At 25.6% G+C, this 26,518-nt stretch carries 20 protein-coding genes and 3 tRNA genes; 12 read left to right on the forward strand and 11 right to left on the reverse strand.

Annotation, left to right across the window (positions count from 1 at the left end):
* Positions 1-229: 229 nt before the first annotated feature.
* The 3 genes from U0T59_00225 to cysE all read left to right on the forward strand — a co-directional run bounded on the left by U0T59_00225 (position 230) and on the right by cysE (position 4,169).
* Positions 230-1,444 carry an argininosuccinate synthase gene (locus U0T59_00225; GenBank protein ID XBC43599.1) on the forward strand — a complete coding sequence of 405 codons (1,215 nt, stop codon included), beginning with the start codon at positions 230-232 and terminating at the stop codon, positions 1,442-1,444.
* A 66-nt stretch (positions 1,445-1,510) separates the two neighbouring features.
* Positions 1,511-2,890: an argininosuccinate lyase gene (gene argH / locus U0T59_00230; GenBank protein XBC43365.1), complete on the forward strand. Its 1,380-nt coding sequence runs from the start codon at positions 1,511-1,513 to the stop codon at positions 2,888-2,890.
* A gap of 547 nt (positions 2,891-3,437) precedes the next feature.
* The gene (cysE, locus tag U0T59_00235) at positions 3,438-4,169 is read left to right on the forward strand and encodes a serine O-acetyltransferase (GenBank protein XBC43366.1); all 732 of its coding nucleotides are present in this window, start codon (positions 3,438-3,440) and stop codon (positions 4,167-4,169) included.
* Positions 4,170-4,491: 322 nt separating this feature from the next.
* Here cysE and rpoD read toward each other — a convergent pair whose 3' ends face one another.
* The 3 genes from rpoD to rpsU form a co-directional block, all read right to left on the reverse strand.
* Positions 4,492-6,330, reverse strand: a complete 1,839-nt coding sequence (gene rpoD, locus U0T59_00240) for an RNA polymerase sigma factor RpoD (protein ID XBC43367.1) — start codon at positions 6,328-6,330, stop codon at positions 4,492-4,494.
* Positions 6,331-6,573: 243 nt separating this feature from the next.
* A complete protein-coding gene (gene dnaG, locus U0T59_00245) occupies positions 6,574-8,313 on the reverse strand; it encodes a DNA primase (protein ID XBC43368.1) in 1,740 nt (579 codons plus the stop codon).
* Positions 8,314-8,391: 78 nt separating this feature from the next.
* Positions 8,392-8,607 (reverse strand): 30S ribosomal protein S21, encoded by a 216-nt coding sequence (gene rpsU, locus U0T59_00250; GenBank protein XBC43369.1) that lies wholly within the window; start codon positions 8,605-8,607, stop codon positions 8,392-8,394.
* 265 nt (positions 8,608-8,872) lie between these two features.
* Between rpsU and tsaD the strand changes: the two genes are divergently transcribed.
* On the forward strand, positions 8,873-9,886 hold the full coding sequence (gene tsaD, locus U0T59_00255) for a tRNA (adenosine(37)-N6)-threonylcarbamoyltransferase complex transferase subunit TsaD (GenBank protein XBC43370.1): 1,014 nt from the start codon (positions 8,873-8,875) through the stop codon (positions 9,884-9,886).
* 111 nt (positions 9,887-9,997) lie between these two features.
* On the opposite strand, the gene ribB is transcribed toward tsaD, so the two are convergent.
* Positions 9,998-10,639 carry a 3,4-dihydroxy-2-butanone-4-phosphate synthase gene (gene ribB, locus U0T59_00260; protein ID XBC43371.1) on the reverse strand — a complete coding sequence of 214 codons (642 nt, stop codon included), beginning with the start codon at positions 10,637-10,639 and terminating at the stop codon, positions 9,998-10,000.
* A gap of 220 nt (positions 10,640-10,859) precedes the next feature.
* Here ribB and U0T59_00265 point away from each other — a divergent pair, with 220 nt between their 5' ends.
* Entirely contained in the window at positions 10,860-12,122 is a 1,263-nt protein-coding gene (locus U0T59_00265; GenBank protein ID XBC43372.1) for a tRNA CCA-pyrophosphorylase, read from the forward strand.
* Here U0T59_00265 and U0T59_00270 read toward each other — a convergent pair.
* The 4 genes from U0T59_00270 to U0T59_00285 form a co-directional block, all read right to left on the reverse strand.
* Positions 12,094-12,897: an undecaprenyl-diphosphate phosphatase gene (locus U0T59_00270; GenBank protein XBC43373.1), complete on the reverse strand. Its 804-nt coding sequence runs from the start codon at positions 12,895-12,897 to the stop codon at positions 12,094-12,096. The two genes, U0T59_00265 and U0T59_00270, sit on opposite strands and share 29 nt — an antisense overlap.
* 108 nt (positions 12,898-13,005) lie before the next feature.
* Positions 13,006-13,512 (reverse strand): PTS glucose transporter subunit IIA, encoded by a 507-nt coding sequence (gene crr / locus U0T59_00275; protein XBC43374.1) that lies wholly within the window; start codon positions 13,510-13,512, stop codon positions 13,006-13,008.
* Positions 13,513-13,536: 24 nt separating this feature from the next.
* Positions 13,537-15,255 (reverse strand): phosphoenolpyruvate-protein phosphotransferase PtsI, encoded by a 1,719-nt coding sequence (gene ptsI / locus U0T59_00280; GenBank protein ID XBC43375.1) that lies wholly within the window; start codon positions 15,253-15,255, stop codon positions 13,537-13,539.
* A 161-nt stretch (positions 15,256-15,416) separates the two neighbouring features.
* Entirely contained in the window at positions 15,417-15,674 is a 258-nt protein-coding gene (locus tag U0T59_00285) for an HPr family phosphocarrier protein (protein ID XBC43376.1), read from the reverse strand.
* Between the two features lie 1,264 nt (positions 15,675-16,938).
* Here U0T59_00285 and ligA point away from each other — a divergent pair.
* Positions 16,939-18,963: an NAD-dependent DNA ligase LigA gene (gene ligA / locus U0T59_00290; protein XBC43377.1), complete on the forward strand. Its 2,025-nt coding sequence runs from the start codon at positions 16,939-16,941 to the stop codon at positions 18,961-18,963.
* A 15-nt stretch (positions 18,964-18,978) separates the two neighbouring features.
* Here the strand turns inward: ligA and U0T59_00295 are convergent.
* Both U0T59_00295 and U0T59_00300 read right to left on the reverse strand, forming a co-directional pair.
* Positions 18,979-19,051: transfer RNA gene (locus U0T59_00295), tRNA-Lys, on the reverse strand.
* Positions 19,052-19,065: 14 nt separating this feature from the next.
* Positions 19,066-19,138: transfer RNA gene (locus U0T59_00300), tRNA-Val, on the reverse strand.
* Between the two features lie 105 nt (positions 19,139-19,243).
* Here U0T59_00300 and gltX point away from each other — a divergent pair.
* Both gltX and U0T59_00310 read left to right on the forward strand, forming a co-directional pair.
* On the forward strand, positions 19,244-20,647 hold the full coding sequence (gene gltX / locus U0T59_00305) for a glutamate--tRNA ligase (GenBank protein ID XBC43378.1): 1,404 nt from the start codon (positions 19,244-19,246) through the stop codon (positions 20,645-20,647).
* A gap of 162 nt (positions 20,648-20,809) precedes the next feature.
* Positions 20,810-20,881 (forward strand) — tRNA-Ala (locus U0T59_00310).
* 377 nt (positions 20,882-21,258) lie between these two features.
* Here the strand turns inward: U0T59_00310 and U0T59_00315 are convergent.
* The gene (locus U0T59_00315; protein ID XBC43379.1) at positions 21,259-21,573 is read right to left on the reverse strand and encodes a flagellar hook-basal body complex protein FliE; all 315 of its coding nucleotides are present in this window, start codon (positions 21,571-21,573) and stop codon (positions 21,259-21,261) included.
* A gap of 189 nt (positions 21,574-21,762) precedes the next feature.
* On the opposite strand from U0T59_00315, the gene fliF reads away from it, so the two are divergent.
* From fliF to U0T59_00335, 4 genes are read left to right on the forward strand one after another with little or no spacing between them, the layout of a single operon-like run.
* Positions 21,763-23,418, forward strand: coding sequence for a flagellar basal-body MS-ring/collar protein FliF (gene fliF / locus U0T59_00320; GenBank protein XBC43380.1), 1,656 nt, complete (start codon positions 21,763-21,765; stop codon positions 23,416-23,418).
* Positions 23,411-24,361 carry a FliG C-terminal domain-containing protein gene (locus tag U0T59_00325; protein ID XBC43381.1) on the forward strand — a complete coding sequence of 317 codons (951 nt, stop codon included), beginning with the start codon at positions 23,411-23,413 and terminating at the stop codon, positions 24,359-24,361. The genes fliF and U0T59_00325 overlap by 8 nt, the downstream gene beginning before the upstream one ends.
* Positions 24,362-24,398: 37 nt before the next feature.
* Positions 24,399-25,097 carry a FliH/SctL family protein gene (locus U0T59_00330; protein XBC43382.1) on the forward strand — a complete coding sequence of 233 codons (699 nt, stop codon included), beginning with the start codon at positions 24,399-24,401 and terminating at the stop codon, positions 25,095-25,097.
* On the forward strand, positions 25,097-26,461 hold the full coding sequence (locus U0T59_00335) for a FliI/YscN family ATPase (protein ID XBC43383.1): 1,365 nt from the start codon (positions 25,097-25,099) through the stop codon (positions 26,459-26,461). Before U0T59_00330 ends, U0T59_00335 begins: the two co-directional genes overlap by 1 nt.
* The last annotated feature ends 57 nt before the right edge of the window (positions 26,462-26,518 follow it).

A 26,518-nucleotide genomic window follows, 5' to 3' on the forward strand; every position in this document is an offset into this window, starting at 1 on the left:
TGCGATAGATATTAGTATAATATAATCATTTTAATGTTTATATGGATAATTAGGATTTGCATAGTATTGGTATATGGTTTATGTGTATTATGTTTGTATTATGATTATCATATTTCATGAATGTATTTTATATTTACATTTTTTATAAAACATGATTATATTTGTTGTAAAGTTCGTTTTAATAATTTTAACTTAAATTATAATATTTTAATAATTAAGGTTTATAATGATTAATAATAAAGTAGTTAGTAAAGTAGTGTTAGCTTATTCAGGTGGATTAGATACATCGGCTATTATTCCTTGGATTAAGGAAAATTATCATTCAGATGTAATTGCTTTTGTTGCTGATATAGGTCAGTCTATAAATGATTTAGATCACATTGAAGAAAAAGCATTACAGTCTGGAGCGTTGCAATGTATTATTGTTGATTTAAAAGAAGAATTTGTAAAAAATTATGTTTATCCGGTGTTACAAACTGGAGCATTATATGAAGGAAATTATTTGTTAGGAACGGCTGTAGCTCGTCCAATTATAGCAAAAGCTCAAGTTGAAATTGCATTAAAGCTAGGAGCTGATAGCGTATGTCATGGAGCTACTGGAAAAGGTAATGATCAGGTTCGTTTTGAAACAACATATGCTGCATTAGCGCCTCATTTAAACATTATTGCCCCTTGGAGAGAATGGAGTTTTCGCTCGCGAGAAGAGCTGCTATTTTATTTGAAAAAAAGGAATATAACAACAACTGCTACTCTTAATAAGATTTATAGTAGAGATGAGAATGTATTGCATACTTCAACAGAAGGTGGAATTCTTGAAGATCCATGGAATCGATGTAACAAGGATTGTTGGGCATGGACCGTGGATCCTAAAGATGCACCGGATACATCTGAAATTATTTCTTTAACAATAAAAAATGGTTGTGTAATAGCTGTAAATGATATTGATTTAACTCCATTTCAGTGTTTAAAAAAATTAAATGAAATAGGATCGAAGCATGGAATTGGTCGTATTGATATAATTGAAAATCGATTAATAGGTATGAAGTCAAGGGGATGTTATGAAACTCCAGGAGGTACAATAATATTTTGTGCATTACGTGCTATTGAACAATTAGTATTAGATAAAGATAGTTTTAAATGGAGACAAACGCTTGGATTGGAAATGTCATATGTCGTTTATAATGGAAATTGGTTTAGTCCTATTCGTAAATCACTTCAAGCGTCAGTAACTGAATTATCTTTAGAATTAAATGGAAAAGTCGTATTAGAATTATATAAAGGAACAGTTATTCCTATTCAGAGATATTCTCCTAATTCTTTATATTCTAAAGATTTTGCTACATTTGGTATGGATGATGTTTATCATCAATCTGATGCACATGGTTTTATAAAATTGTTTTCTTTATCTTCCAGAATACGAGCAATAAATAATAGTTCTTGTTAGTTTATATAAATATCGAAAGTACATTTATAATTTTTAATATAATATTGTTAACGGAGTAAATATAAAATGTTATGGGGAGGTAGATTTGTACATAAATCTAATTCATTTTTTAAGAAGTTTAATTCTTCTTTAAAGATTGACTATAGACTAGTAGAGCAAGATATTTTTGCTTCTATATTTTGGTCTAGGTCATTGCTAGATGCTAATGTATTAACAGTAGAAGAACAAAATAAAATTGAAACTGCTTTAAATATTTTGTTAAAAACTGCTATAAAAGATTCTGATGTACTTTTGAAAAGTGATTTAGAAGATGTTCATAGCTGGGTGGAAAGAGAATTAATTAATATTGTAGGAGAAGTTGGTAAAAAGCTGCATACTGGTCGTAGCAGAAATGATCAAGTTACTACTGATTTAAGATTATGGTGTAGACATAAAGTTATACTTTTATTGCAACAAATAAAAAAATTTCAAATATCTCTCATTAACATTGCTGAAAAAAATCAATATATTATTATGCCAGGATATACGCATTTACAACGAGCTCAACCTATAACTTTTTCTTTTTGGTGTTTGGCCTATGTAGAAATGTTAAATAGAGATATTGATCGTTTACAAGATGCATGTAAAAGGTTAAATGTTAGTCCGTTAGGATGCGGAGCTTTGTCTGGGACTTCTTGGAACATTGATCGAGAAAAATTAGCTAAAGAAATGGGATTTTCATCAGCTACTAATAATAGTTTAGATAGTGTTTCAGATAGAGATTATGTTATAGAGTTAGCATCAGTTGCATCAATTAGTATGATTCATTTATCTCGGTTTGCAGAAGATTTAATTTTTTTTAGTTCTTCTGAATCACGATTTATAACATTATCAGATGCAATAACATCAGGGTCTTCTCTTATGCCTCAAAAGAAAAATCCAGATTCATTAGAACTTATAAGATCTAGATCTGGAAAAGTAATTGGTTTTTTGGTTAATATTTTAGTAATTTTAAAAGGTTTGCCATTATCATATAATAAAGATATGCAAGAAGATAAAGAAGGTCTATTTAATTCTTTAGATACATGGAGTGATTGTTTATTGATGTCTACTTTAGTTTTAGAAAATTTAGAAATTAATAATGCTATTTGTTTACAAGCAGCACAAGAGAATTATACTAATGCAACTGAATTAGCTGATTATTTAGTAAAAAAAGGTATGGCATTTCGTGATGCTCATAATATAACTGGTAAAATAGTATTGTTTGCAATAAAAAAAAATATGTCGATAGAAAATTTAGATTTACATGTTTTAAAAGAACATTGTCATTATATTGAACGCGACGTATATGAACATTTGACATTAGAGTCAACTTTAAACAAAAAAAATGTAAAAGGAGGAGTTTCTTTTAATCAAATTCAAACATTTATTAGTGAGATGAAAAAAAAATTAAATGGTATTGAATAAATATTTAATATAAGTCATATAAATATGACATATTTTATTTAATAATATTATTTTATTAAATAAAAGATATTAAAATGTATGAATGTTTTTGTACAATGAATATGATAGTTTTGCATAGTTGATATTTTAAATATTAATTGGAACGATAAATTTAAATGATTTCATAATACAATTTCAGATTATATTAAGTGTTTTTTAAAATTAGCTTTTTTAACAAGTTAAAATAATTTTTATTTTAAGTATACTAAATAACTGTATTGATATAATAAAAAAGGTAATGTCAATTCTTATAGTTATGTTCTTTATTTTACAATGAATACAATAATATTGGTATAAATTTAACAACGTAAATGAATTTTAGTGATATATTTAGTTTTTTTTCATTAAAGTTCTTGTATGCTATTTTTAAATTTTCATGAAATAATTTTATTAATGTAAGTGTAAATTGTGATGAAGAATATTATATTATACAATATTGCAATTAAATAATGTTATTAAAAGTTGTTGTTTATTTTTTAAAAACAGTTTAATTTTGTTTGGAGAAAACATGTTTTCTGAAGAAATCCAGTTGATATGGAATCAAATTTTATCTGAAACACAAATATTAATGGATCAAGAATTAGAATTAGTGGGTTTTTATCATTCTTATATATTAAATCATAAAAATTTTGATTCAGCATTAAGCTATATTTTGTCTAATAAATTAGGAAATGAAATTGTTTCTGTTCTTTCAATACGAGATATTATAAATAAAATATATTGTTTTAATCAAAATATTGTTTTTGCAGCAGTAAAAGATATACAAGCAGCGTATAATAAACATGTGGATACAGAATGTTATTCTATTCCATTTTTATATTTTAAAGGATTTCATGCATTACAAGCACATCGTATAAGTCATTATCTTTGGAACAATGATCGGCACGAATTAGCTATATATTTTCAAAATCGTATTTCAGTGATGTTTTCAGTTGATATTCACCCTGCTACTCAAATGGGAAACGGTATCGTATTAGATCATGCTACTGGAATTGTAATAGGAACGGCAGATATTGCACAAGATAATGTGGTTACCGTTCATCAGCCTGTTTTATTAGATAACATTAGAAGTGTATACACCAAACGTTATCCAATTATTAATGATGATGTTGTAATAGGTGTAGGAGCAAAAATATTAGGTCCTATTGAAATAGGACCACGAGTAAATATTAGTGCAAATTCTGTTGTGTTGACGTCTATAACATCTAATAATATTGTTATCAAAGTATCTGATAAATAGCAAGTTACTGTTAGTGATAATATGAAGTAAAACTAAATATTTCATATAGTGACACAAAAATTTTAAACTGTATATGGTTTTTTATTATTAAATAATTAACAGTATAACGTTTTAATAAAAATTTTACTAAATTAAATGTTAGTTTTTAACTGATTTTTTAATATGCAATTTATATATAAATGTAATTTTTTGGTATATTGTTACTTGTTTTTTATCATGACATAATAATTTTTAAATTTAAAAAAAATGTATGTTTATTTAGATTAATCATAGTTTCCTTTTTAATAGGAAGCTTGTAATATTTCTGCGATAGATTTAAATTTCAATCATCTAAAAAACTACGTAATATTTCTGATCGACTAGGATGTCGTAATTTTCGTAATGCTTTAGCTTCTATTTGACGTATTCTTTCGCGAGTAACATCGAATTGCTTCCCTACTTCTTCTAAAGTATGATCTGTGTTCATGTCAATTCCAAATCTCATACGCAGTACTTTTGCTTCTCGTGCTGTAAGTCCAGATAGTACGCTATGCGTAGCGGATCTTAAGCTTTCTGAAGTAGCTGAATCTAAAGGTAACTCTAATGTGGTATCTTCTATAAAGTCGCCTAAATGAGAATCTTCGTCTTCTCCGATAGGAGTTTCCATTGATATTGGTTCTTTTGCTATTTTTAATATTTTTCGTATTTTTTCTTCTGGAATTAGCATTCTTTCTGATAGTTCTTCAGGTGTAGGTTCTCTACCTATTGTTTGTAATATTTGCCTAGAAATACGATTTAATTTGTTTATAGTTTCTATCATATGAACTGGTATTCTAATTGTTCTGGCTTGATCTGCAATAGATCTAGTAATAGCTTGTCTTATCCACCAAGTAGCATATGTTGAAAATTTATATCCTCTTCGGTATTCGAATTTATCTACAGCTTTCATTAGTCCTATATTGCCTTCTTGAATTAAATCTAAAAATTGTAATCCTCTATTTGTATATTTTTTTGCAATTGAAATAACTAATCTTAAATTTGCTTCTACCATTTCTTTCTTTGCGTTTTTGGCTTTTGTTTCTCCAATAGATATTCTTTTATTTATATTTTTTATTTGCTTAACAGTGAGTCCAGTTTTTTTTTCGAAATAAGTTAATTTTTTTGCAATAATGTTAAGTTCTTCTTTTTTTTCATCAAGTTTTTCAAACCATGGTTGTTTTTTATATTTGGATAATTTGGACCATATTGTTTTAATTTTTTTTTCAAAACAACATTGTAAAAAAATTTTTTTTGGAATTTTGCAATGTTCTATACATAATTTCATTATAAGTTTTTCTTGTATTCGAATTTTTTCCAACATATGTCTCATATTATCAACTAAATAATCAAATTGTTTTGGAACTAGTCTAAATTGTTTAAATATTTCTGATAAATTATGAATTTCAATTAAAGAATCTTGATGACTTTTATTTTTGTTTTTTATTGCATTATAGGTTATTGTATATTGATTTTTCAATTCAATAAATTTTTCTCGAGCTAATTCTGGATCAATCTGATGGGTGTGTTCATCTTGTTCATCTAAATTATCGTGATTATTATGGAGATTTTCCTCTTCTATAAATTCAGATCTCATATTATGAGGAATAGGTGAAAACGTTTCTTCTAAGTTTGGATCTATGAATCCGTTAATTAAGTCAGTGAGTTTTAATTCTCCTAATTCTACTCTATTATATTGTTGTAATAAATAAGTAATAGCTTCAGGATATTCTGCAACAGAACATTGAACTTGATTAATTCCATCTTCTATTTTTTTTGCTATATCAATTTCACCTTCTCGAGTTAATAATTCAACTGTACCCATTTCTCGCATGTACATTCGAACAGGATCAGTAGTACGTCCTAATTCAGATTCTACATTGGATAATACCAGCGCTGCTGCTTCTACTGCATCTTCATCTGTATCTGTATTTCTAATTTCTTGTAATATAAGATCATCGGCATCCGGCGCTTCTTCGACTACTTGAATACCCATGTCATTAATCATTTGGATGATGTCTTCTATTTGATCGGAATTGATAACATCGCTTGGTAAGTGATCATGAACTTCAGCATAAGTTAAATATCCTTGTTCTTTTCCATGAGTAACTAGTAGTTTAAGTTTTGATTGTGAGTTTTGCTCCATAAGACGATATCCAATATTGTATTGATATAGTTAATGTTGATTAATTATATCGAAAGTAGTTTATGATATAAATGTTTTCAAATGTTTTGTCAGTTTCTTTTTAAATATTTTTAATAATTATTCATAATATTTTGTAATATATAGGATTTTTAAGTGCAAAAGTTATTTTATTTTTTTAATATTAAATTTTTAATATGAGTTTTTAGATTATAGTTATTTTTTAATAATTCATTATTACTACAATTATATTTTTGCTAATTTTTTATTAATAGACCATAATTCGTTTTTTTCACATTTTTTTAATCCCATTTTTCTTTCTTTGGCTATGAGTTTGTTTTTTTTATCTTCTAGTATTTTGTTATGGATATTAGATAATGAATCTAAAAATACTTGTTGTATTTTGTTTGTAGCGATCATATGATTCCATTTAGCTAACTCATTTAATTTTTCAAATATTTTTGTATTTCTGTATGTTTCTAATATTTGACCAGTATTGCAATTAGGAAATTCAATACATGTTTTTACTAGATTTACAAATACGGGTAATCCGGTTATATGACAATCATTAAAGTGTTTTGTTGATGGAATCACTAATGCTAATTTTGGATTTTGTATTAAAAGTCCAATAAGAATTCGTATAGTAGTTTGTGCTATTGTTTTTTTTTCTTTATTTTTTTTTAAAATTTTATGTGTATGTACAACAATTAATTGTTTTAATATTTCTTGATCTGGAACACCAATTCTATTTCCTAGTTCTTTGAGTAGATACATTTTCATGATTTTTCCAGGAATTTTGTTAATGAGATTAATAACGTTTAAACCCCAATAAGATCGTTCATTGATAGAATTTAAATCTATATTTTCAAGTAATTGGTTAAACAAAAAATCTGATAAATTTTCTGCATTGTTAATACGATGTTCAAACATTTTTTTTCCTTCCTTCCTAATTATGGTATCAGGATCTTCTCCATGAGGTAAAAATATAAATTTTATATGTTTTCCATCAAAAATATAAGGTAAAGTTATGTTTAAAGTGCGCCAAGCAGCTTTTTTTCCTGCAACGTCGCCATCATAACAATATATAATAGTATTAGTAATACGAAATAATAGCTGTATTTGATAAGTAGTTATGGATGTTCCTAATGAAGCAATGGAATAATGAATGTTAAATTGAAATAATGTTATAACGTCAAAATATCCTTCTACTACTAATAATTTTTCAGGTTTTGGATTATGTTTCAAAGATTCAAATAAACCATATAAGTTTCTACTTTTTTGAAATATATGTGTTTCAGGAGAATTAATATATTTAGGAACAGTATTATTGAGTGATCTTCCTCCAAATCCAACTATTTTTCCAATTTTATTATGAATGGGGAAAGTTATTCTTCCACGTAAACGGTCGTATTTACACCCTTTATCGTTTATAATTAACATTCCAACGTCGATTAGTTCTTTAAAATTGCTAGTTTGAATTTTTTTTCCTATATTATTCCAATTTGTGCAAGAAAAACCAATTTTAAAGTATTGAATCATGAGTTTATTTATTCCACGATCCATCAAATATTTATATGCATGTTTTATGTTAAATATGTTTTCATGATATATATGAGATAATTTTTCTGTTAATAAGTACAAATTATTGCGTTTTTCATAGTCAAATTTTTGACAAAGATATCTTTTTTGATATGGTATTTTAAAACCATTAATAGTTGCTAGTTCTTCTATACTTTCTATAAATGTTAGTTTTTCATAATTTATTAAAAAATCAATAACGTTACCATGTGAATTACATCCAAAACAATAATAAAATTGTTTTTCGTAACTTACCGTGAATGATGGTGTATTTTCTTGGTGGAATGGGCAATGTGCATTATAATTTTTTCCACTTTTTTTAAGTGGTATTCGTGTTTTAATTATATCAACGATATTAGTATGATTTAATAGTTCATTGATAAAGTTTTTTGGAATTATTCCTTTCATATTAGTGAATTGTTTTATATATATTGACCGAACTTAAAATACAGATCGGTCAGTTGATTGTTTTAATAGGTGATAAGATTAATACATTCTGATTCGTTTTGCATTCTCTCTAGAAAGTTTTTTAGCTAAACGTTTTGTTGCAGATGCTTTTGCACGTTTTCGTTCAGTAGTAGGTTTTTCGTAAAATTCTCTTCTTCGAATTTCTGCTAAAATTCCAGCTTTTTCGCAAGATCGTTTAAATCTTCTTAGAGCTACATCAAAAGGTTCGTTTTCACGAACTTTAATTATTGGCATATATTTCCTTAATGATATTAAAAATAAATTTTATATGTTTCAAATTGTTGAAGTATGGTAATAGTTTTTGTTTTCACAAATATTAGTCTTTTACGTAAGATACTTATAGGTATTAACTTGTAACATTTATATTATAGAAACAATTTTTTTATTTGATAGTTAACTAGTATATATGTTATGTTTAGTTTTTTTATATAATTATATTGCAATATAATATAAAGATATTAGATATATTTATAAATTGTTATTATAGTGATAAATATTTATGCGTATATTAGGTATTGAAACTTCTTGTGATGATACTGGTATTGCGATATATGATGATGCTATGGGTATTCTATCTGATAAATTATATAATCAATCACATTTCCATAATTTTTATGGTGGAGTTGTTCCGGAGTTAGCGTCTCGAAAGCATATTGAAGTATTAGCAACATTAATTGAAACTATGTTTCAAGAATTTAATATTGATAAAAGTTCTATCGATGCTATTGCTTATACTGCAGGGCCCGGATTAGTAGGATCTTTATTAGTTGGTGCAACTTTAGCTACTTCGTTGGCTTTTTCTTTAAATATACCTACTATTTTGGTAAATCACATGGAAGGTCATTTATTAACTCCTATGTTGGAGTGTACAAGGATAAAATTTCCATTTGTAGGGTTATTAGCATCTGGTGGTCATACTCAATTGATTAATGCATATGATATTGGGAAATACGAGTTATTAGGTGAATCATTAGATGATGCTGTTGGTGAAGCTTTTGATAAAATAGCTAAATTATTAGGCCTAAATTACCCTGGAGGACCAAGCTTATCTAAATTAGCGCAATCAGGTATACCTGGATATTTCAAATTTCCAAGGCCTATAATACATCGAAAAGATTTAAATTTTAGTTTTTCTGGATTAAAAACATTTGTTTCAAATGTTATAAGGAAAGAAAAACTGAATTTTCAAATGCGGGCAAATATTGCAAAAGAATTTGAAAATGCAGTCACAGATGTTTTAGTTACAAAAAGTAAACAAGCTTTGAAAAAATTGAACTATACTACTTTAGTCGTGTCTGGAGGAGTCAGCGCAAATATAATATTACGACAGAAATTAAATAGTATGACTAAGTTGTTTCATAAAAAAGTTTTTTTTTCAAAACCAGAGTGGTGTACTGATAATGGTGTGATGATAGCATATGTAGGTATGTTACGATTTAAGAAATTTAAAAATTTTGATTTAAACATTGCTGTTTTTCCTAAATGGTCTCTTACTGACTTAAGAGTGGTATAAATATTTAAAATAATAATAAGGCAGAATAGATGTTTTATTTAGTTTGACTTTTTTTTTGTTTCTTGTATTAGTTATTAAAATTTTTATATATATTGTTATTTAGTCTTTTTATTATACTTGAGTTGTAATATATTTTTTTAAATCTTGAATAGTTAATATTGGAATATTATGTAATTTCGAAAATTGGATAATTTCAGACAATTTTGACATAGATCCATCTTTATTAGTTAATTCGCATAGTATTCCAGCAGGTTTAAATCCTGCTAAGGTGACTAATTCTATAGAAGCTTCTGTGTGCCCGGATCGTCCAAATATGCCATTTTTGTGTGCTTGCAATGGAAATACGTGTCCAGGTCGATTCAGATCCTGTGGTTTAGCATAGTCATTAATTGCTGCTCGAATAGTTGTTATTCTGTCTTTAGCAGATACCCCAGTTGACACTCCTTGAGCAGCTTCTATAGTAATAGTAAAATTAGTACCAAACTTGCTAGTGTTGTTTTTAACCATAAAAGGTAATTCTAGTTGTTTTCGTTTGGATTCTGTAATGCACAAACACACAATTCCACTTCCATAGCGAATAGTTAATGCCATTTGTTCTATAGTCATTGTTTCTGCTGGAAAGACTAAATCTCCTTCGTTTTCACGGTCAATATCATCTAGAATAATTACTCCATGTCCTAATTTAAGGGATTGAATTGCGTTTTTAACACGTTTGTATGGAGTGATAGAAAATAAAGATCTGTATGTTTCCATTTTTAACCTTTTTATATTAAAAATATTAGTATGAGTTAAAGTTAATCTATATTAAAATTTAATTAAGAACTGTATTATCGTGTATAGTAATATACTATGATATTTATTTAAAATAAATATTTCTAATATTTTTTGTTACAGAATCATTATAAATGATGATTAAGGAAAATATGATATTTTATACTGATATAATTTGTTGATGCGTATAAGGAATATTTTTATGAAAATATATTTAGTTGGAGGAGCTATTCGAAATAAATTACTACGAATTCCTGTTAAAGATAGAGATTGGGTGGTAATTGGAGCTACACCTGAAACATTATTAAATTTAAATTTTAAAAAAGTAGGAAAAGATTTTCCAGTATTTTTACATCCAGATAGTAAAGAAGAATATTCTTTAGCAAGAATAGACAAAAAATTCGGTTTAGGATATACAGGATTTAAAAGTAATTATTCTCAAACAGTAACTTTAAAAGAAGATTTAATACGAAGAGATTTAACAATTAATGCTATAGCTCAAGATCAAAATGGTAATTATATCGATTTTTTTAGTGGTTTACAAGATTTAAAAAATAGGATATTACGGCATGTATCATCTTCTTTTTGTGAAGATCCTCTGAGAATTCTCAGAGTAGCAAGATTTTCTGCAGCACTTAATCATTTTGGTTTTTGTATTGCACAAGAAACTATGCAGTTAATGATCGATATGGTAAAAAATAAAGAGTTATTATATTTGACTAAAGACAGAATTTGGAAAGAAACAGAAAAAGCTCTGATGACAAAAAATCCTCATGTTTATTTTCAAATTTTATATAATTGTAATGCTTTATCTATTGTATTTCCTGAAATTAATTTAGCATGCCAGTATGAATTATACAGAATTAATACATGTGGTCGACAAATTTATTTTAAATCTGATTTTTTTTTAGAACTTGCAAAAATTTCGAATTTGAATCATAAGATAGAAATTCAATTTGCTTATTTATGTAATATTATCTGTCAACTTACAGTATTTAATGTTAATCTATTTTCTATTCAAATTTGTGATGAAATTTCTAAAAATTTTATAAAAATTTTGTGTCAACGCTTTCGTATTCCATCTCATATAAGAAACTTGTCTATCGTTTTCTCTGGTTTTTTTAAATTTTTAAGTACTATTCAATTTCAATCTTCGAAAAAAATTATTTTATTTTTTAATAAAATAGATGCATGGAGAAAACCTGATAGGATAAAACAATTGTCTATATTACTTAATTTATATATATATAACACACATAACGAAAGAATACATGCATATTCAAGTGATTTTTTAGAAAGCGTTTTTGGTATTTCTAAAAAAATTTCAATTAAACCTATTCTAAATTCAGGTTTTTTAGGTATCGCAATAAAAAATGAATTGGTTCGTTTAAGAGTGATTGCTGTTGATACATGGAGAAAAAGTTTAGGAAAAGATTTTAGTGGTAAAAAAATACATAAATTATAATAGATAACATGAACCGATAAATGATAAATGGTATAAAAGAACCAGTACTGACTATTTTTAAACATTTTCGTATACACAGTTTAGATGTAATAAAAGCAGATAAAAAACCTATTATTAAAAGACACATATTACAATGAGATATAGTTGAAACGTCATGAATTATGTCTAATATCATTGCTCCGAAAAAAATAGGAACAGATATAATAAAAGAAAAATATGTAGCTACGCGTTGATTAAGACCTATTAAAATTCCTATAGAAATAGTAGAACAAGATCTAGAAAATCCAGGAAATAATGCTAAACATTGAAAACATCCTATAGTAAATGATTTAATTAAGTTTATATGTGTGTTTTTATTTTTAATTCTGGTTTTGAGTATTTCGGATAACATTAACAATGTGGAACCACATATTATAGATAATAATATATTTTTAGGATTAAATATAAATTGCATATATTTATGAGAATATAGTCCTAGCAATGCAATTGGAAATATGCTAAGCAGTATATGGTAATATGATAGATGATTATTATAAGTATATTTTTTTTTAATTTTTAATAGAGAGTAGAGTAATGTAATAAATGTGTTTTTGAAATGTAATAATATAGATAATGATGTACCTAATTGCATAAACAAATTTAATGTTTTTGCTTCATTAGCTTCTATTTTAAATATTTTAGAAAAAATCATAATGTGACAAGTAGATGAAATAGGAAAGAATTCTGTAATACCTTCAATAATTCCTAATATTATAGTTATAATAATGTAATACATGTTAAACATATGTACATTCATGTTGTGATATAGAATAAAATTTTGATGAAAGTTAATTAATTAAAATAGGCAAAACGGATGGATGATATACCGTTTTACCTATAAAAATTATTTTTTTATAGAAAAAATTATGTCCTTACCTGCAATAACTTGACCTGATTTTTTGTTTATTTCGTTAAAATTTTCTATGTTAGATATAACTATAGGTGTTATTATAGATTTTGCTGTTTTTTTTAATAAAAATAAATCAAGACCAATAATTGGATCGCCTATTTTTACAGTTTGGTTTTCTTGAGCAAGTTTTTTGAATCCAACACCATTTAATTGAATTGTATCTATTCCGAAATGTACAAATAGTTCAACGTCGTTTTCATTTGATTTGATTGAAAAAGCATGTAATGTTTTGAATATTTTTCCAATAATTCCATTAATAGGGGATAATATAATGCTACTATTCGGTGCAATAGCTATTCCATCTCCTACTATTTTTTTTGAAAATACGACATCTGGAACTTTTTCAAGACTAACTATATCTCCTGATAATGGAGCAAAAATATTTATTTTATTATTTGATATAATATTTTTACTTTTAAAAAAATTGGAAAATAAATTCATATTTTGTCCTGTTAATAATTTTTATTAACTATTTTTAATAAATTCGTTAATAATATTTATTATTTCTTCTGACGTTGGTTTAGATAGAACGTTTTTTGCTAGATGTATAGCTTCTGAAAAATTTGTTGTTCGAATTATTTTTTTCACTCTTGGAATAGTTGGTGCACTCATGCTAAATTCATCTAAACCCATTCCGAGTAATAGTGCAGTAGCTTTCTCATCTCCAGCCAGTTCTCCACACATACCTGTCCATTTTCCAGCATCTCGGGAAGCATTGATAACTTTTTGAATTAAGTTTAATACAGAAGGACTCATTGGATTATATAGATTAGAAATCAAGTCATTACCTCTATCTACAGCTAGCGTATACTGCGTTAAATCGTTACTTCCAATACTAAAAAAATCTACTTCTTTTGCTAAGTGATGAGCTATTATAGCAGATGCTGGAGTTTCTATCATAATTCCTATTTCTATTTTTGAATTAAATTGTATTTTTTTATTTTTTAATATGATTTTTAATTTTTTTAGTTCTTCTTTTAAACTTCGTACTTCTTCTACAGAAATGATCATAGGAAACATTATTTTTAATTTTCCGAAAGCAGAAGCTCGTAATATTGCAGTTAACTGAGCGTGTAAGATTTCTTTTTTATCCATTGCTATTCGAATAGCTCTCCAACCTAAAAAAGGATTGTCTTCTTTAGGAACCTTCATATATGACAGATTTTTATCACCTCCTATATCCATTGTTCTAATTATTACGGATTTTCCTTTCATTTTTTCTGCTACTATTTTATATGCTCTGAATTGTTCTTCTTCGGTAGGGAAAGAATTGCGATTCATAAATAAAAATTCTGTTCGGTATAGCCCGATACATTCAGCACCGTATTTCTGGGCATTAACTACATCATTAATAGTTCCTATATTTGCTCCAATTTTTATTTTATGTCCATCTATTGTAGTTGCACATAAATATTTTAATTGTGTTAAATTATTTTTTTCTAGTTCGTATTTTTTTTTTAATTTTTTGATTTTTTGTATTTGAGATGGTTTTGGATTGATAAATATAGCATTATTTATGCCATCTAATATTAAGAAATCGTTATTATTTACTTTTTTGGTTATGTTTCCAGTTCCAACTATTGCAGGTATTTCTAGAGAACGAGCCATAATAGAAGTATGTGATGTTTGTCCACCTAAGTCTGTAATAAATCCTAATACTTTATTTAATTTTATTTGAGCAGTTTCTGAGGGAGTTAAATCTTTGGCTATTAAAATAACTGGATTTTTAATATGATCGAGATCGATAATATTTAAATTAAGTATATTTCTAATTAATCTGTTTCCGATATCTCTAATGTCGATTGCTCTATTTCGTAAATATTCATCGTTTAATTGCTCTAATATTTTAGCTTGTTTTTCTATAACAGTTTGAGTTGCATATTCTGCTGATAATCGTTTTTTTTGAATGAGAAATAATATGTTTTCTTCCAATTCTTCATCTTCTACCAACATAATATGTCCTTCAAAAATATCTTCTTTACCATTTTTAAAATTTTTAGCTACTTGTAGTTTTATAATTTGAAGTTGATCAATAGTTTTAGATTTACCATGGATGAATTTTTTAATTTCTTGTTTTACTTCATCATGTTGAATTGCATTTTGATTAATAATAATTTTTTCTTCTACGAGTAGTAATGCATTTCCAAAAGCAATACCTGGAGATACTAAAATACCTGAAATCATAATATTACCCTTAACATCACAATATGTTATATTTTTATGATAGTAATTTGTTGGTCTCAGGTAACATTATATTAATTAGTATATATTATCCGGAAGTAACGTTATACTTCCGGTAAAATTGTACTTTGAATAATATTTAATATTTTAAGACACAAATTTTTTTATTTAAGTGTTTTTATAAATTTTTCTAAATTTTCTACTGCTATTTTTTCATCCTTACCATTGGCAGAAATAGTTATTAAACTGTTTTTTACTAAACCGAGTGTTTGGAGTTTAAATAAACTTTTTGCATTTACAGATTTTCCATTAGAAATGATATTAATTTCTGAAACAAATTTTTTTGCTTCTTTTACTAAAAGTGCAGCAGGACGAGTATGTAATCCATGAGGATTAGTAATAACAATTTCTTTTTGAAACATTGTTGTTCTCCCTAATTTTATTTTAAATTACTTAAATAAAATTAGTATATAATATTCTAAAATATTTATGACTTTAATTTAATTAAAGTTAGTGTAATACATTATAAAAGTAGTATTATTTTTAAATTTATATTTAATATGTAATATTAAGTTTGTTGATAAGTCACTTATTATATGAATTTTAATTAATATGCAATAAGTATGTGTTTTTACAGTAATGTAGTTTTAAACAAAAAAATTATTTTTTGCAATGAAATTTTATTAATGTGATTTAGAGATTTGAAGATAGTGTCTTTTTTAATATTTTTCCCAAAAAAAAAGAGAATAAAAACTATGTATTTTTTGGAAGAATTTGTTTTTAGTAATTTTGATGCACAATAGTGCTATTTTAGATAATATTCTTACTTAACTTACTTTCTTTTTTGTCTTTTTGTGTAGTCAATATAGATTTTTAATTAAATATAGTAATTATTATATTAATTACGTTTAAATAAAAGTATTTGGATATAAATGTATATATTATTTTTTATATTTTATAAATTTTATAGTGATATTTTTAAGCATTGGATGGTTATTACAGTACGTTTATTTATAATAAGTGTTAATAAATGTAAATGTGTTTTTATTTTTTGTAAATTAAAAATTTTTTATAATAGTTGATATATTTAATATTTAATATATATATTTTAGTTTTTTTTAATCTTTATACTATTAGTTGTATGCATTTCAAATTTTTAGGATTATCAAATTATTTATCCAATATATACTTTTCAAGCATTTTACATTATATATTATTCCGATATATTGATTTTTTATTTCTTTGAATATCGTTTTTAATTTTATAGTAAATTCTACAATTTTAAGAGATATCTGATGTTTAATGGATTTCGATATTTAAGATTATTGATAATTTTATTTTTTTAATTATAGTGGTTAATGATAAAGAGATTTTTTATATTTTTTATTTTTTGTAATTTTAGTATTATTAATATTTTTATTTTAAGGATGATAGTTTGTATATTAATGTCATCGTTACATGATATGTAATTTTATTGTTAATGTGATTAAATTAGTTTTACATTAATAAAGTCAATATTAAATGTTTATTTTGAGTTAAATTATTTAGACATGTATGTAATGATATGTAAAAATTTCTTAAAAATAATCATTTTTTTGATTTAATGTATAAATTTTGCTTTTAAAAGTTATTTTGTGTAATAAAGTTAGTTTTAAATGGTTTTTTGATTCAATAAATTGGTATTGTATGATATTTATAAAAAATTATATATTAAAGTTGCAAGAAAAAATTCGTTATTATGAATACTTGTATCATTCTCTTGGTTCTCCAGAAATTTCTGATAATAGATATGATTTTTTAATCAAAAAATTGCATTATTTAGAAAATAAATATAAGCATCTTTTAACTGCAAATAGTTCTCCCACGCAGATGATAGGATCTCCTGGAATCATCGGATTTAAAAAACACAAACATATTACTCCTATGCTATCGTTAAATCATGTGTTTAACTATAGTGATTTTTTAAACTTTTATAAAAACATTAAAATTTCTTTAAAAGAAAAAAAAGTTTTTTTTTGTTGTGAACTAAAAATTGATGGTTTAGCTTTAAATTTAGTATATAGGAAAGGAATATTAATACAAGCTATGACTAGAGGTGATGGTATTGCAGGAGAAGATGTTACTGATAATGTTCGTGTAATTTCTTCTATTCCTAATAAGTTAAATGGAATAAACATACCTAAAAAATTAGAAGTTAGGGGAGAAATTTTTATGTTAAAAAATGATTTAATGCGATTAAATGGTAGTGTAATGAATAATTGCAAAAAAATATTTTCTAACACTAGGAATGCCGCTTCTGGGTTGTTACGTCAAAAAAATTTAAATAATGTTGCAATGCAAAATTTGATGTTCTGTTGTTATGGATATGGTTATTATCCTAGGTATACTAATCTTTTTAGTCATTATGATAGATTAAAACAATTGAATCTTTGGGGATTACCTATTAGTGGATATAATTCTATACTTCATTCTAGCTATGATATTTTATGTTTTTATAAAAAAATTAATAGTATGCGACAATTTTTAAATTTTAATATTGATGGAATAGTTATAAAAGTAAATTCTATTATTTTGCAAAATAAATTAGGTTGTACTAATAAAGCTCCTAGATGGGCTATGGCATTTAAGTTTGTTGATCAGGAGAAGTTGTCTAAAGTTATAGGAATCATGTATTGCGTAGGCAGAACGGGAGCTATCACTCCAGTTGCTAAGATTAATCCTATTTTTATTTCTGGTGTAACTATAAAGAAAGTTTCTTTATATAATTTTAATGAAATTAAAAAATTAGATTTACATATAGGTGATATTGTTACAATAAAACGTTCTGGAGATGTAATTCCTAAGATAATTAGTGTTGTTAAAGATTATCGTTCTAAAAATATAAAAAAAATAGTATTTCCACATTTATGTCCAGTATGCAAGTCTATTCTTAAATTAAATACAAAGTATACTAAAGTATATTGCACAGGAGGTTTAAAATGTAAAGGAAGACTTAAAAAATTATTATATTATTTTTGTTCTAAAAATGGATTAAATATTCATGGACTAGGTTATAAAATTATTAGTCAATTAGTGGATAGAAATTATATAAAAAATTTTTTTGATTTTTTTAACCTTGATTTTGATTTATTATCTAGTTTAGAAGATATTGGAAAAAAAACTACAATTAACATTATTAATTCTATTAATCAATCTAAGAATGTTATTCTATCTAAATTTTTATGTGCTTTAGGGATTAAAGAAATAGGATCAATTAAATCTAATATTATTGCTAAACATTTTTTATCCTTGGAAAATTTAATGAATACTACGTTACAAGAATTAGTTTTATTAAAAGGTATTGGATTTAGTTCTGCATGTAGTCTATTTGATTTTATCAATATAAAATATAATCAGGATATTATTTTTAACTTATCGAATAGTTTAAATATATCTTCAAATCATGTTCAATATAATAATACGGTAAAGAAATTAAATCCATTTTTTAAGAAAAAAATTGTTATTAGTGGTACATTGAATAAGTTCTCGCGTATTGAAATTAAAGGTATTATAAGTCAGTTAGAAGGACGTGTTATGTCTGACGTGTCAAAAAATACAGATTATATTGTAGTCGGAAAAAATCCAGGATACAAATTTGTTAAGTCTAAAATATTAAAAATAAAAGTTATATTAGAACAGGATTTCTTAAAAATAATTCAAGATTTTTTGTGAAGTTAAGTTATATTTTGGGTCGTGCAGGATTTGAACCTGCGACCAATTGATTAAAAGTCAACTGCTCTACCAACTGAGCTAACGACCCTGTATTTTAATAAATGGGTGATGACGGAATCGAACCGCCGACCTCCTCCGTGTAAAGGAGATGCTCTACCAACTGAGCTAATCACCCTTTATTTCTATTGTAAAGAATAGAAATATAGAGTCAATCTTTTTTTTATAAAAATTTGTTATTTATTTTTTTTGCTAAAATATTTGAATTAAAATTGAGGATAATATGTTAGTTACGACAAGATTTGCTCCAAGTCCTACAGGTTGTTTGCATATTGGAGGTGTTCGTACTGCATTATATGCATGGTTATTTGCTAAAAGTAAACAAGGTAAGTTTATATTACGAATTGAAGATACAGATTTTAAACGTTTTAAAAAAGATTCAATTTTAGAAATTATAAATAACTTGAAATGGTTAGGTTTGCATTGGGATGAAGGACCTTATTTTCAAAGTGATAAAATTGAATATTATAAAGATATTGTTAATTCTATGATTCAATTAGGATTAGCCTATAAATGTTATTGTACCAGTGATAGATTAATTGCTTTAAGAAAAAGTCAACTGTTAATTGGTAAAAAGCCTAAATACGATCGTAAATGTAGGAATCTTATTAATAATGGTAAGAATGGTGTTAGTTATGTAGTGCGATTTCGAAATCCTATACATGGTAAAGTATCGTTTATTGATGTAATTAGAGGGAATATATTGTTCGACAACAATGAACTAGATGATGTAATTATTCAAAGAACTAATGGTTTTCCTACATATAATTTTTGTTCAGTAATAGATGATCGTGATATGAATATTACTCATGTGATCAGAGGAGAGGATCATATTAATAACACTCCACGTCAGATTAACATCTTAAAAGCATTAGGTGCACGCATTCCTATCTATGCTCATACATCAATGATATTAGACGTGAATGGGAATAAGCTTTCAAAAAGAAATGAAGTAGCAAGTATATCGGAATATAGATTACAGGGCTATTTGCCGGAAGCGTTATTGAATTATATAGTACGATTAGGATGGTCGCATGGAAATCAAGAAATATTTAGTGTGAATGACATGATAAAATTATTTACCTTAAGCAGAATTAATAAATCTCCTAGTCGTGTTGATGTAAATAAATTATTGTGGTTAAATCGATTTTATATAAAAAATTTGCCTGGAAGTTCTATTGAAAAACATCTCCAATATCAATTTAAAAGAAAAAACATCAACTATTTAAATGGTCCAAATTTAATTACATTAATCGAATTAGTTGGTTCTCGTTATAATACTTTACAAGACATGGTTACTTTTTCTCATTATTTTTATAGTAATTATGTTATGTTTAATATTGATGCAGCTAAAAAGTATTTAGTAAAGACCTCTATTGTTATTTTAGAACATATATATAAAAAAATTTTAAATCTTAAAATGTGGAACTTAAAAGAATTATCAATTATTATGAATTCATCAGCGTTGGAATTAAAAATGACTTCTAAAATAGTTTCTATGCCTGTTCGTATCGCTATAACTGGTGATACTATTTCACCTAGTGTACACGTTGTTATATATGGAGTAGGAAAATTAAGATCATTATTAAGAATTAAAGCTGCGTTATCATATATTAGTAATAATTAGTATAGAGGAGTTGATTTTTTTTGAAAATGAATCTTATAAGATATTTTATATAATATAATTTAAGGTTTGTTATTATGTAATTTTAGAGTGAATTGTAACATGTTATTATTATTTTGAAGTAATAGTATGTTCTAAGTTATATGTTTGTTTGTATTGTATAAAGGGGTTATAGCTTAATTGGGAGAGCGTTTGCATGGCATGCAAAAAATAGCGGTTCGATTCCGCTTAACTCCACAATATAATGCATTTTTTATTTTTTAAATTTTTTTATTAATTAAATTTTATAAAATATTTTTTGAATTATTATTCAGTTTTAATAATTTATATAGTAATGAAAATTTTAAAGAGATAATTATTAGTAATGTTATAAAATAAAAAGTGTTTTTTTTGTTACAAAACTATACAATGCTTTTTGTTATAATATTATATAATTTTTTTTTTGAATAATATAGTTTTGAATTTTATACTATTTAAACAATTTATGATATGCGTATATATTACAATGGTGCTAAAGTGCTAATATTTATTATTGGAATTATTTACTGCTAATATATTAAATGTTAGGTTTTAAAACATTTAATATATTAGTGACATTTAATAATAATTAAATACTAAACTGGTAAATTCATGATGTCTTGATAACTAGATATTAGTTTATCTCGAACTTGAATTATTGTTTCTGTTGATATTAAATTTTTTTGAAAATTAATTAAAACATCGTTTAAAGTCATAGGTTGATCTTTATTTAGTTCGATATTTTTAGACTGATTATCTGTTTCTTTGTGATTAAAATTAAGTAAATCCCATGCATTTTTCATTTGGTCTGTAAATTGTTGAGATATTTTATCTTTAGCTTCATTTAAATCCATTAAAGTTCCAAGTGAATTTAATATATTAATACTGCTTTGTATAGTATCAGTAAACATGTTATTTTCTCAAAAAGTAATAAAAATATAATAAATATTACCACAAGTTTAGATAGGAGAAAATGTTTTACTGCGCTTTTTATTCATTTTTTTATAAAAGTAATATTATTAGCAATTATTTTGTGCAATAAGTATATGGTGTCAATACTATAACTATAAATTATATATAATTTTTTAAAGGAATAGTTTATGAATTTTGGTTTTAAAAATAATTCTCATTTAAAAGATAAAAATAAACGGTATTATTTTCCTTTTTTTTCATTAAATTTTCGTGTTACTTTCATATTATTATTAACATTATTAATAATAATATTTTTTACATTTTTTTTTAGATCTTCGAATTATCATGTACTTTATAATAATTTATCTAATGAAGATGAGCGATCAATTGTTTCTCAATTGATACATATGAATGTTCCATTTAAGTTTAATGATAATCATAGTGCATTATTAGTTCCAGAGAATAGTTTGCAAGAAGTTCGAATTAATTTGTCTGAACAAGGATTGCCTAAAAAAAACAATGTAGGATTTGAGTTACTAGATCAAGAAAAATTTGGTATTAGTCAATTCAATGAACAAATAAATTATCAAAGGGCGTTAGAAGGAGAGTTATCTAGAACTATACAACAACTGAATAATATTAAGACAGCTAGGGTACATATAGCTTTACCAAAACCTTCTTTGTTTATTCAAGATAAAAAATCCCCGTCTGCTTCCGTCATTTTAGAAATTAAGGAAGATTCAAATATTAGTTCCAATCAAATTAATGCAATTTTACATATGGTATCTGGAAGTATATCTGGACTGTCTATTGATAATATTACTATTATTGATCAAAAAGGAAGATTGTTAAACAATCATGATTTTTTTGATAATAATATTGATGATGTTAAATTAAAATATTCTGATGTAGTTGAGGAGCACTATAAGCAAAGAATAGAAAATATTTTAATTCCTTTGGTAGGTTTAAATAATGTGCATGCTCAAGTTACAGCTCAAATAAATTTTGACAAAAGGGATAGAACGGAAGAAAAATATAAACCAAATTATAACAATAATAGTAAATCTATTCGATCCCATCAAAACGATAGTAATGTAGAATTAAATGAAAAATACGTGAATGACTCTGTTTCTCCTAATTCTTCTTTAAATAAATCGTCTTCTAATTTTGATAGTACGCGTGGTTTTTCATCTAAAGAAACGTCATTGAATAATTTAGTTAACAAACGTATTAATAATTCGTCAGAATTACCAAAATCTAGTACTAATCAAAATTATGTTATTAATTATGAATTAGATCGTACTATCTTGCATAGTAAATTACAAATAGGTGATGTGACACGATTATCAGCTGCTGTTGTAATAAATTATATTCGTGATAAAAATGGAGATTTAGTGTCTTTAAGTCCTTATCAAATAAATAAAATTGAGAATTTAATTCGAGCAGCAATCGGTTTTTCTTCAGAAAGAGGAGATGCTATTTCTGTAGTAAGTTCTTTATTTATCAAACCTCCAGTTCATATATATCAAGATATTTCTTTTTGGAATAGGCCTTTATTTCTTAATGAGATATTTCAATATGGTATTATTGTAGTTTTATTGATAGTTTTATATTGTTTGTATAAAGTTTTTTTTACTAAAAAAATATTGCAAAAAAATAAATTCAAAGATGATTTTTCACAATCTACATCAAAAAATAGTGATGTGAAAAGACAAAATATGACTACAACACATTTACAAAATGTGTCTTCAGAAATAGGTTTCAGTAATTTATCTAAAAGTGATTCACATGTGGTAGCTATGATTATTCGAAAATGGATGAATAGTGGTGATGAAAATGACTAATTTAGATGGTGTTAAAAAAAGTGCTATTTTATTAATTACAATTGGTTTAGATCAAGCTACTAAGGTATTACAGGAGTTATCATTTTCAGAGATTCAGGATCTTATCAAATGTATGTTAAATTTAAAAAAAGTTCCTCGTACTATTGTTGATCAGGTAATATCTGATTTCAATAGTAATTTTTCCACAAATGATTTTTCTACGGTTAATACAAACTATATTATTGCTTTATCTAAAAAAGTGTTAGGTGATAAAGATGCAAAAATTTTATTAAGTGAAATTAAAGATAAAGAAAATATTATGTATAGTATTCAACAATTGAATATCATGCGTCCTTCAAATATTGCTAATTTAATAAAACGTGAACATCCGCAAATTATTACGACAATATTGGTTTATCTTAATCCAAATCAAGCAGCAGCTATTTTATCTTGTTTAGAAGAGAAATTAAGTTTAGACGTAATTTTAAGAATTTCTCAGTTTACTGGTTTAAAAAAATCAGGAGAAAATGAATTTATCAAAATTATTAATTATATATTAGAAGAAAACAAAAAAATTATATCTAATAAAGATGGAATTGCTACTATTATAGAATTATTGAGGTCTATGACGTATGATCAAGAACAGAAAATTATAAGTAAAATTGAAAAATCTAATCAAAAATTAGCAAATATTATTAAGTTAAAAATGTTTGTTTTTGAAGATATTATACATCTGGATGATCTTCAAATTCAACGTATGATTCAAGAAACTACACTAGATGAATTGTCAATTGCTATAGTGACGTCCAGTGAATTATTAAAAGAAAAAATTTTAAAAAATATGTCTAAAGATGATTCTGATTATTTAAGAACTTATTTTATTGAAAAACCCTCTGTGTCAATAGATATTATTAAAGAAAAGCAAACTAATTTGTTAAATATTGTAACAAAGTTCTTTAAATGATATTGAGTTAACTTTTAGTTATAATATAGGAATATTTATGTATCGATTTGTATCAAAAATGACTTGGAAAAAATGGTATCCAGAAGAAATAGAAAAAAACGATGGTAATAAATTAGACAGTGCACGTATAATGTCTGAAAAGCGCGATAAACTAACAAAAGAAATACATGATAAAAATAGTTATTCTGTTGTTAATAAAGACACAAACATTTGTATAAATGATGGAAACGAACATAACTATGAAACAGGATTTTGTAAAGGAGAAAAAGAAGGGTTTTCTGTAGGATTTGATAAAGCATTATTAGAATTTAATAAAAAAAGTGATTGTATATTAGTTCAAATGAATACATTTTTATCAAATTTTGAACAGTCATTAATAGCATTAGATGATGTTATATCTTCTCGTTTAGTATATTTAGTATTGAATATTTCCAAAAAAGTTATAGAAAATACTTTATTTTCAGATGATAAACAACTACTAAAAAAAATTAAGATGATACTTAAAAACGAACAAATGGTTTTTAAAAAACCGAAAATATTGATTAATCCTCAGGATAAAAAAATAGTTGAAAATCATTTTGGAGAAGTTTTTTTAAAGTATGGATGGACAGTGTTATTGGACAAAAAAATATCTAGAGGAGGATGCACAGTATTTTTAGGAGATACTATTTTGGATTCCACTGTTGTTGGACGTTGGAGTGAATTATGTAGATTAATTTTAAAAAAGGAAGGGTGATGATTTTACGAACAGAAAAATGGATTCAAAAATTATTAGTTCTTGAACAAGAAATAATTAATTTTCCAAGTATAATTAATTATGGACGTTTGGTAGGATTCAATGGATCAATTTTAGAAGTAAGTGGATTACAATTGTCTGTTGGATCTATTTGTTATATAGGAAAAACTCTAGAAGTTAACAGTATAGACGAAATAGAAGCTGAAGTAGTTGGATTTAAAAATGGGATACTATTTTTAATGCCATTAAGCAATATAGATAGTGTTGTTCCAGGTTCTCGAGTAAGACCAAAAATGTCGAATGGGATGTATTATGTTGTTAACAAATTACCGATTTGTGAAGAACTTTTAGGTCGAGTTCTAGATAGTACTGGAAAACCGTTGGATGATTTAAAAGAAATTAATAAAAAATATCAAAAAACATTATCTTATTCTGTTATTAATCCTTTACATCGACATCCTATTACAGATGTATTAGATACTGGAATTCGTACAATTAATGCATTATTAACGATTGGAAGAGGACAAAGAATTGGATTATTTTCTAGTTCTGGATTAGGAAAAAGTGTATTGTTGGGAATGATGACTAAATACACTGGAGCTGATGTAGTTATATTAGGATTAATAGGAGAACGTGGTCGAGAAGTAAAAGAATTCATTGAAACTATTTTGACTAAAGAAGCATTGAAAAAATCGGTAATTATTGCATCTCCTGCTGAGTTTTCTCCTTTATTACAGGTACAAGGAGCTAACTATGCCGTTCGTATTGCTGAATATTTTCGAGATAAAAATTATCATGTATTATTGATAATGGATTCTTTAACTCGTTATGCTATGGCTCATCGAGAAATAGCTTTGTCTATAGGAGAATTACCAGCTACAAAAGGTTACCCTCCATCTGTATTTTCTAAAATATCTTCTTTGATAGAGAGAGCAGGAAATGGAAGAAAAAAAAGTAGTTCTATTACAGCTTTTTACACAGTATTAACAGAAGAAGAAGATGCATACGATCCTATTTCAAATTCTGCTAGGTCTATTTTAGATGGACATATTATATTATCTCGAGAATATGCTGAATCTGGTCATTATCCTGCTATTGACATTGAAGCTTCTATTAGTAGAGTTATGTCGAATATTGTGGATACTATACATGATTCTAAAGCTCGTCATTTTAAAAAATTAATATCTTGTTATCAACGTAATCAAGATCTAATTAATGTAGGAGCGTACGTTGCAGGCACTAATTCAGAATTAGATATGGCATTGGATTTATTACCTAAATTAAAAAAATTTTTACAACAAGGTATGCATGAAAAAAGTACTTTTATTGAATCTAAAAAAGATTTGTATGCGCTTTTTAATTAAATGAAAATTGTGAGAATATATGTTTAAAAATAAAAAATCTATTAGTTTATTAGAAAC

It is taken from the genome of Buchnera aphidicola (Meitanaphis flavogallis), from assembly GCA_039830035.1.
Lineage (GTDB): Bacteria > Pseudomonadota > Gammaproteobacteria > Enterobacterales > Enterobacteriaceae > Buchnera_B > Buchnera_B aphidicola_AZ.